Genomic DNA, 9019 nt, shown 5'->3' with positions numbered 1-9019 from the left:
CCGTGCTCTGTGGTATTGGTTTCACCATGTCGATCTTTATCGCTTCGCTGGCCTTCACTGATGCGGACATGGCCCTCATAACTTATTCCAAGTTAGGGATATTATTGGGTTCGACAACTGCCGCAGTAGTTGGTTACGGCTTGCTTCGTCTGACGTTACCGCGCAGCAGGTTGCAACAATAGTAGCCTGGAGCAGCAGGGGGAAACCTGGCTGCTCCGGTCATTTGGCTGGGGGATAAAGACGACTAGATGTTGTCTGAAATAAAGAAAGGGAGTTTGTTGCTCATCATGGCAGACCGTTTGCCGATGAGGAATCTAAGGAGAGCACGTCTTGAGAATGTCACATATCAATTTTAACCATCTTTATTACTTCTGGCAGGTTTGCAAAGAGGGCTCGGTAGTCGGTGCGGCAGAAGCTTTGTTCCTTACGCCACAGACCATAACCGGCCAGATCAAAGCGCTGGAAGAGCGGCTCAACGGTAAGCTGTTTAAACGTCAGGGGCGCGGATTAGTGCCTTCTGAGTTGGGGCAGTTAGTGTTTCGTTATGCTGACAAGATGTTCATGTTAAGCCAGGAAATGCTGGATATCGTCAACTATCGCAAGGAATCCAACCTGTTGTTTGATGTGGGGGTCGCGGATGCGTTATCCAAACGTCTGGTCAGCCAGGTATTGGAAACTGCGGTGGTGGTCGATAACGAGCAAATCCACCTGCGCTGCTTTGAATCTACGCATGAGATGCTGCTTGAGCAATTGAGCCAGCATAAGCTGGATATGATCCTGTCGGATTGCCCAGTCGATTCCAGCCAGCAGGAAGGTTTGTTTTCGCTTAAGCTGGGCGAGTGTGGAGTCAGCTTCTTCTGCCGTCAGCCGGTACCCGATTTGCCGTTTCCTGCCTGTCTGGAACAGCGTCGTTTGCTGATCCCGGGAAGGCGTTCGATGTTGGGGCGTAAACTGCTCAATTGGTTTAACACACAAGGTATCAAGGTCGAGATACTGGGGGAGTTTGACGATGCGGCCCTGATGAAGGCCTTTGGCCTGTACCACAATGCGATCTTCGTGGCGCCAACGCTGTATGCGCTGGATACCTATAGCGATGATGACGTGGTAGAGATTGGGCGTGTCGACAGCGTGCAGGAAGAGTATTACATCATTTTTGCCGAACGCATGATCCAGCACCCGGCGGTACAGCGGGTATGCAACAAGGATTTCTCGGCGCTGTTCGCGCTGTAGGCTTGAACGTCAGACGTAAAAAAACCGGCCGAGGCCGGTTTTTTTAACAAGCACACAACGTAATGCTTATTGCATTGCGTTGATACGCGCCGTCAGGTTTGACTTATGACGCGCTGCTTTGTTTTTGTGGATCAGGCCTTTAGCAGCCTGGCGATCCACAAGTGGTTGCATTACGAGGAATGCGTTTTGTGCTGCGTCTTTGTCGCCAGCTGCGATAGCTGCGTCAACCTTCTTAATGAAGGTACGCACCATTGAGCGACGGCTAGCGTTATGCTTGCGACGTTTCTCAGACTGTATGGCGCGTTTCTTAGCTGATTTGATATTAGCCAAGGTCCAACTCCCAAATATATATATTGAGGACAATTCAAAGGCCGAGGAATATGCCCTTTTAGCCTTCGTTTGTCAATGGATTTGTGCAAATAAGCGCCGTTTGTACGGGCGGCACTTGCTACGTTGTGATGGCGCAGGATTTTACCAGCTTCAGCCATGGGAATACAGTGTTTCACGAGAAAAATCGCCATGTGATTTGCATCACAGTCTGCAAGCTGTTGGTCCTGGTGGGTTATCCCCCGTCTTTCAAGCGTCGGCCAGAAGCCACGCTCGCTATCAGCGGGCTAATATAGCACGCATTGGGCCAGATAAACGGTGGTTAAGGCGATTATCCTCCGGTATGGTATGACTATTACATCAAAGGAACCAATCGCGGGTTAACCTTGACCGCTGTACAAGGTATAATCCGCCGATTTCCACTGTGTTGGGCCAGCTATGCAGCTAATTCGCGGCATCCATAATATTCGGGCACGCCACCGTGGCTGCGTGCTCACCATCGGCAACTTTGACGGCGTCCATCGCGGTCATAAGGCGCTGTTGGGGCAGTTGAAGCAGGAAGGGCGGCGCCTGGGGTTACCAGTCATCGTCATGATCTTTGAGCCACAGCCGCTGGAACTGTTTGCTGCGGATAAGGCTCCGGCCCGCCTCACGCGTTTGCGTGACAAAGCCAAATACCTGGCGCAGGCCGGGGTGGATTACCTGTTGTGCGTCAAGTTTGATCCCCGTTTTGCCGCTCATACTGCTCAGGCATTCGTTGCCGAGTTGCTGGTCGAAAAGCTGGGAGTAAAATTCCTGATGGTGGGGGATGATTTCCGCTTTGGTGCTGGCCGCCAGGGGGATTTCCCATTGTTACAGAAAGCCGGGCAAGAATTCGGCTTTGAGGTGGTCAGCACGCCAAGCTTTCGCGAAGGCGACCTGCGTATCAGCAGCACCGCCATCCGCAATGCGCTGCGTGATGATGATTTGCCACTGGCAGAAACCCTGCTGGGGCATCCTTACAGTATTTCCGGGCGCGTAGTGCATGGCGATGAACTGGGGCGAACCATTGGTTTCCCAACCGCCAACCTGCCGCTCAAACGCCTGGTTGCCCCGGTGAAAGGGGTGTATGCCGTCGATGTTTATGGCTTGGGCCCCGAGCCTTTGCCGGGCGTGGCCAATATTGGCACCCGCCCTACGGTGGCAGGCGTACGTCAGCAGTTGGAAGTGCACCTGCTGGACGTAACCCTGGATCTTTACGGGCGCCACCTGGATGTGGTGCTGCGCGCAAAATTGCGCAATGAACAGCGTTTTGCTTCGCTCGATGCGCTAAAGCAGCAAATCGCCAATGATGTGGTGACGGCCCGGACGTTCTTCGGGCTACAGACACCGGCTTAATCTACGAACCGAAACGAGATCGAGAATCTAATGAGTGACTACAAGAATACCCTGAACTTGCCGGAAACAGGGTTCCCGATGCGTGGCGATCTCGCCAAGCGTGAACCTGGCATGCTCGCACGTTGGTATGAACAGGATCTGTACGGGATCATTCGTGCCGCCAAAAAGGGCAAGAAATCCTTCATTCTGCATGACGGCCCTCCGTATGCGAATGGCAGCATTCACATTGGTCACTCGGTAAACAAGATCCTCAAAGACATTATTATCAAGTCAAAAGGGATGGCTGGCTTTGATTCGCCTTATGTTCCAGGCTGGGACTGCCACGGTCTGCCTATCGAACTGAAGGTTGAGCAACTGTATGGCAAACCGGGTGAGAAACTGACACCGGCAGAGTTCCGCCAGAAATGCCGTGAATATGCTGCCGAGCAGGTAGAAGGCCAGAAGAAAGATTTTATCCGTCTGGGGGTGCTAGGCGACTGGGATCATCCGTACCTGACCATGAATTTTAAAACCGAAGCCAACATCATCCGTGCGTTGGGCAAGATCATCAGCAATGGTCATCTGCTCAAAGGCGCCAAGCCGGTGCACTGGTGTACGGACTGCGGTTCTTCCCTAGCGGAAGCGGAAGTTGAATATTACGACAAAACCTCGCCATCCATCGATGTCGCTTTCCACGCGGTTGATGCGGCGGCGGTGGCCAGCAAGTTTGGCGTAACCAACGTGAATGGCCCGGTGTCACTGGTGATCTGGACGACCACACCGTGGACGCTGCCTGCCAACCGTGCGATCTCGCTGAATGCAGAGTTCAGCTACCATCTGGTACAGGTTGAAGGTCAATGCCTGATCCTGGCAGCCGACCTGGTAGAAAGCGTGATGAAACGTGCAGGCATCAGCCATTGGGAAGTGCTGGGCAGCTGCAAGGGCAGCGATCTGGAACTGATGCGCTTTACCCATCCGTTTATGGGCTTTGACGTGCCGGCGATCCTGGGCGATCACGTTACGCTGGATGCCGGTACCGGTGCCGTACATACCGCACCCGGCCACGGCCCGGATGACTTCATTATCGGCCAGAAATACGGCCTGGAAGTCGCCAACCCGGTTGGCCCGAACGGTTGCTACCTGACTGGCACCTATCCAACGCTGGACGGCAAGTTCGTGTTCAAGGCCAACGATCTGATCGTTGAGCTGCTGCGTGAAAAGGGCGCTCTGCTGCACGTGGAAAAACTGCAACACAGCTATCCGTGCTGCTGGCGCCATAAAACGCCGATCATCTTCCGTGCTACGCCGCAGTGGTTTATCAGCATGGATCAAAAGGGCCTGCGCAAGCAGTCGCTGGAAGAGATCAAAGGCGTGCAGTGGATCCCGGATTGGGGCCAGGCGCGTATCGAAACCATGGTGGCTAACCGCCCAGACTGGTGTATCTCACGCCAGCGTACCTGGGGCGTACCAATGTCCCTGTTCGTGCATAAAGACACCGAGCAGCTTCACCCACGCAGCGTAGAGCTGATGGAAGAAGTGGCCAAGCGTGTTGAGCAGGACGGGATCCAGGCCTGGTGGGATCTGGACGCTGCCGATATCCTCGGCGCCGAAGCGGCCGATTATGTGAAAGTGCCAGATACGCTGGATGTCTGGTTCGACTCGGGTTCAACCCATTCTTCCGTGGTTGACGTGCGTCCAGAATTCAACGGCCACTCTGCCGACATGTATCTGGAGGGTTCAGACCAACATCGTGGCTGGTTCATGTCATCACTGATGATTTCGACCGCCATGAAGGGTAAGGCGCCTTACAAAGAAGTGCTGACCCACGGCTTTACCGTCGATGGTCAGGGCCGCAAAATGTCCAAATCGATCGGCAACACCGTCAGCCCGCAGGACGTGATGAACAAGCTGGGTGGCGACATTCTGCGCCTGTGGGTCGCTTCTACCGACTACACCGGCGAGATTGCGGTTTCCGACGAAATCCTCAAGCGTGCTGCCGATTCTTATCGCCGCATCCGTAATACCGCGCGTTTCCTGCTGGCCAACCTGAACGGGTTTGATCCAAGCACTGACTGCGTGGCACCGGAAGAGATGGTGGTACTGGATCGCTGGGCCGTAGGTCGTGCAATGGCCGCGCAGCAGGATATCGAGCAGGCCTATGCCAACTACGATTTCCACGAAGTGGTGCAGCGTCTGATGCAGTTCTGCTCGGTAGAGATGGGTTCCTTCTATCTGGACATCATTAAAGACCGTCAGTACACCGCGAAAAGCGACAGCGTTGCCCGCCGCAGCTGCCAGACCGCTCTGTTCCACATTGCGGAAGCGCTGGTACGTTGGATGGCACCGATCATGTCGTTTACCGCCGATGAAATCTGGGCCTTCCTGCCAGGCAAACGCGCGCAGTACGTCTTTACCGAAGAGTGGTACGACGGTCTGTTCGGGCTGGCGGCAGGCGAAGGCATGAACGATGCGTTCTGGGCCGATCTGCTGAAAGTGCGTGGTGAAGTGAACAAGGTGCTGGAGCAGGCGCGTGCAGACAAGCACATTGGCGGTTCGTTGGAGGCGGCGGTTACGCTGTACGCCGATAGCGATCTGGCAGCACGCCTGAACAGCCTGCAGGACGAACTGCGCTTTGTGTTGCTGACCTCATCGGCCAGCGTAGCACCGTTTGCAGATGCTCCTGCCGATGCGCAGCAAAGTGAACTGTTGAAAGGGCTGAAAATTGCATTCAGCAAAGCGGATGGTGAGAAGTGCCCGCGCTGCTGGCATTACACCACCGATGTCGGCCAGGTGGCGGAGCACGCAGAACTCTGCGGCCGCTGTGTGACCAACGTAGCCGGTGACGGCGAAAAACGTAACTTTGCCTGAGAACAAGCGCCTGATGAGTAGACCGATAAGTTCGACCGGCTTGCGCTGGCTATGGCTGGTAGTGGTGGTGCTGGCGCTGGATTTTTTCAGCAAACAGTGGATCCTGAGTAACTTCGTGCTGGGCCAGACCCAGCCGTTGTTCCCGTCAATCAACCTGTACTACGCGCGTAACTACGGTGCGGCGTTCAGTTTCCTGGCGGATCACGGTGGCTGGCAGCGCTGGTTCTTTGCCGGTATTGCAGTTGCCATCGTGGTGGTGCTGCTGGTGATGATGTATCGCAGCAGGGCCCAGCAGAAGCTGAACAATATCGCCTATGCCTTTATTATCGGCGGTGCGCTTGGCAACCTGTTTGATCGTCTGTGGCATGGCTTTGTGGTCGATTTCATCGACTTTTATATCGGCAACTGGCATTACCCGACCTTCAATCTGGCGGACAGCTTTATCTGCGTCGGTGCCGCCATGATCGTGCTGGAAGGGTTCTTGCCAGCGAAGAAAAGCGTCAACAGCGAAGGTAAGTGATATGACGGCTCAGGTTAACGGCAACAGCGCAGTACTGGTGCATTTTACGCTGAAACTGGCAGATGGAACGACCGCGGAATCGACCCAGGGCAACGGCAAACCCGCGCTGTTCCGCCTGGGCGATGGTAGCCTGTCTGCTCCGCTGGAACAGCAGCTGATCGGTCTACGGGCAGGGGACAAATGTGCGTTTACCCTGCAACCGGAAGCCGCGTTCGGTGCGGAGAACCCGGATCTGATCCAGTTCTTCTCACGCCGCGACTTCAACGAAACCGGCGTGCCGGATGTCGGCACCATCATGCTGTTTACCGCCATCGACGGCAGTGAAATGCCTGGTGTGGTGCGTGAAGTGGCGGAAGATTCGATCACCGTTGATTTCAACCATCCGTTGGCGGGGCATCCGGTGACCTTCGATATCGAAGTGCTGGAGATCGACCCGCAGCAGGAGGAAGCGCATGCAAATATTGCTGGCTAACCCGCGTGGCTTCTGCGCCGGGGTCGATCGTGCGATCAGCATCGTAGAACGTGCGCTGGAGATTTATGGCGCGCCGATTTACGTGCGTCACGAAGTGGTGCATAACCGCTACGTGGTCGAAAGCCTGCGCGAGCGCGGGGCGGTATTTATCGAAGAGATCGCGGAAGTGCCGGACGGCTCGATCCTGATCTTCTCTGCCCACGGGGTGTCACAGGCAGTTCGGGCCGAGGCCAAAGCCCGCGATCTGACCATGCTGTTTGATGCCACCTGCCCATTGGTGACCAAGGTGCATATGGAAGTGGCCCGTGCCAGCCGTAAGGGCACCGAAGCGATCCTGATTGGTCACGCCGGGCATCCGGAAGTGGAAGGCACCATGGGCCAGTACAGCAATCCTGAGGGGGGCATGTACCTGGTTGAGTCGCCGGAAGACGTCTGGCAATTGCAGGTAAAGAACGAGCATAACCTGTGCTTTATGACCCAGACCACCTTATCGGTGGACGATACTTCCGACGTGATCGATGCGTTGCGTAAGCGCTTCCCGGAGATTATCGGGCCGCGCAAGGACGATATCTGCTATGCCACCACTAACCGCCAGGAAGCGGTGCGCAGCTTGGCAGGTGATGCCGACGTGGTGCTGGTGGTGGGGTCGAAGAACTCGTCCAACTCCAACCGCCTGGCCGAACTTGCCCAGCGTGTGGGTAAACCGGCCTATCTGATCGACTCGGCAGCGGACATTCAGGAATCCTGGTTGAAAGACGCCAGCAACATTGGCGTCACCGCCGGAGCCTCTGCGCCGGATGTGCTGGTTCAGGACGTCATCAGCCGCTTGAAAGCCTTGGGCGGCAAGGACGTGCATGAGCTCAGCGGCCGTGAAGAGAACATCGTGTTTGAAGTGCCGAAAGAATTGCGCATGGATATCAAGCAGATCGACTAATGACCCCTCACCCTAACCCTCTCCCACAGGGAGAGGGGACGGTCCGTGCCACATCTTAACTACAGCATCAACCCTGCCACCGATTAATTCACGCACCTATACACCTTTGGGTGAGGGGACTGGAAGTGCAAGAAGAATGACACTTGTACCTAACCACGATGCCATACTGGCTCCCTCTCCCTGTGGGAGAGGGTTGGGGTGAGGGGAACCGGCTCGCATAAACAGCAAAAAACCCCCCTTTTCGCCATTCATCGTAATGCATAAATAGTGCATGATTATGTCGCACCAGACGGTTGACGCTAATCGGGTAATTGTTAATCGATTGACAGCGTTACTGATAACATACCGGGCATATCATAATTTTCTAATCCGTAAGCAAATCCTCTGGTAGTGATAGGGTAGGGAAGTTACCCTGAACTAATACCCGTCGCCTTTCAAGCTGCAGCGTTGTTACCTGCACTTACTCACCCCAGTCACTTACAATAGTAAGCTCCTGGGGATGAGTAAGCTTGTCGCCTAGCCGCAGCTTGAAATTCATAGGGTATATATAGCCGAGGAGTGGCTTTTGACCATAAAAGAGAGCGAAGTATGACTGATTCACACATCCGCATCGCGATTGCGGGTTCCGGTGGCCGCATGGGGCGCCAATTGATCCAGGCCGTGCAGCAGGCACAGGGCGTGGTACTGGGGGCTGCGTTGGAGCGCCCGGGTTCTAGCCTGGTTGGTACCGATGCCGGCGAACTGGCCGGCGTTGGCGCAGTGGGCGTCACCGTCAGCGATAACCTGGAAAAGGTCATCAACGATTTCGATATCCTGATCGACTTCACCCGCCCGGAAGGCACTCTGGCCCATCTGGCGTTTTGTGTGACTCATAACAAAGCCATGGTGATCGGCACCACCGGTTTTGATGATGTAGGCAAAGCGGCGATCCAGGCCGCGGCACAGCAGATTGGTATCGTGTTTGCCGCCAACTTCAGCGTGGGTGTTAACGTGGTGCTCAAGTTGCTGGAAAAGGCGGCCAAGGTAATGGGCGATTATACCGATATCGAAATTGTGGAAGCTCACCACCGCCACAAGGTGGATGCCCCTTCAGGGACGGCATTGGCCATGGGTGAGGCGATTGCCGGTGCCTTGGGACGCGATCTGAAAGAGTGCGCGGTTTACGAGCGCGTGGGTTATACCGGTGAGCGCGATCCAAAGAGCATCGGCTTTGCCACCATTCGTGCCGGGGATATTGTGGGTGAACATACCGCCATGTTTGCCGATATTGGCGAGCGGGTAGAGATCACCCATAAAGCCTCAAGCCGGATGA

General features: G+C 55.3%; 9 protein-coding genes. 8 read left to right on the top strand and 1 reads right to left on the bottom strand.

Annotation, left to right across the window (positions count from 1 at the left end; genetic code table 11):
• The coding region (locus tag ACLQ7H_RS26625; RefSeq protein WP_411755261.1) for a Na+/H+ antiporter NhaA at window positions 1-182 on the top strand (182 nt) is incomplete at its 5' end.
• 148 nt (window positions 183-330) lie between these two features.
• Window positions 331-1230: a transcriptional activator NhaR gene (gene nhaR, locus ACLQ7H_RS26620; protein WP_411755260.1), complete on the top strand. Its 900-nt coding sequence runs from the start codon at window positions 331-333 to the stop codon at window positions 1228-1230.
• Window positions 1231-1296: 66 nt separating this feature from the next.
• Here the strand turns inward: nhaR and rpsT are convergent, their stop codons facing one another.
• Complete coding sequence (gene rpsT / locus ACLQ7H_RS26615; protein ID WP_024483576.1) at window positions 1297-1560, bottom strand: 30S ribosomal protein S20; 264 nt, start codon at window positions 1558-1560, stop codon at window positions 1297-1299.
• Window positions 1561-1995: 435 nt separating this feature from the next.
• Here rpsT and ribF point away from each other — a divergent pair, with 435 nt between their 5' ends.
• The 6 genes from ribF to dapB all read left to right on the top strand — a co-directional run.
• Window positions 1996-2934, top strand: coding sequence for a bifunctional riboflavin kinase/FAD synthetase (gene ribF / locus ACLQ7H_RS26610; RefSeq protein WP_411755259.1), 939 nt, complete (start codon window positions 1996-1998; stop codon window positions 2932-2934).
• 30 nt (window positions 2935-2964) lie between these two features.
• Window positions 2965-5781 (top strand): isoleucine--tRNA ligase, encoded by a 2817-nt coding sequence (gene ileS, locus ACLQ7H_RS26605; RefSeq protein WP_411755258.1) that lies wholly within the window; start codon window positions 2965-2967, stop codon window positions 5779-5781.
• 13 nt (window positions 5782-5794) lie between these two features.
• Window positions 5795-6301 (top strand): signal peptidase II, encoded by a 507-nt coding sequence (gene lspA, locus ACLQ7H_RS26600; RefSeq protein WP_411755257.1) that lies wholly within the window; start codon window positions 5795-5797, stop codon window positions 6299-6301.
• A gap of 1 nt (window position 6302) precedes the next feature.
• A complete protein-coding gene (gene fkpB, locus ACLQ7H_RS26595; protein ID WP_024483572.1) occupies window positions 6303-6773 on the top strand; it encodes an FKBP-type peptidyl-prolyl cis-trans isomerase in 471 nt (156 codons plus the stop codon).
• A complete protein-coding gene (gene ispH, locus ACLQ7H_RS26590) occupies window positions 6754-7707 on the top strand; it encodes a 4-hydroxy-3-methylbut-2-enyl diphosphate reductase (protein ID WP_411755256.1) in 954 nt (317 codons plus the stop codon). The genes fkpB and ispH overlap by 20 nt, the downstream gene beginning before the upstream one ends.
• Before the next feature lie 588 nt (window positions 7708-8295).
• On the top strand, window positions 8296-9019 hold a 724-nt coding region (gene dapB / locus ACLQ7H_RS26585; protein ID WP_411755255.1), incomplete at its 3' end, for a 4-hydroxy-tetrahydrodipicolinate reductase.

The organism is Serratia sp. (in: enterobacteria), assembly GCF_046715635.1.
GTDB lineage: Bacteria > Pseudomonadota > Gammaproteobacteria > Enterobacterales > Enterobacteriaceae > Chania.
The sequence above is the reverse complement of the archived record's forward strand: the minus strand, read 5'-3'. Positions and strand labels throughout refer to the sequence as shown.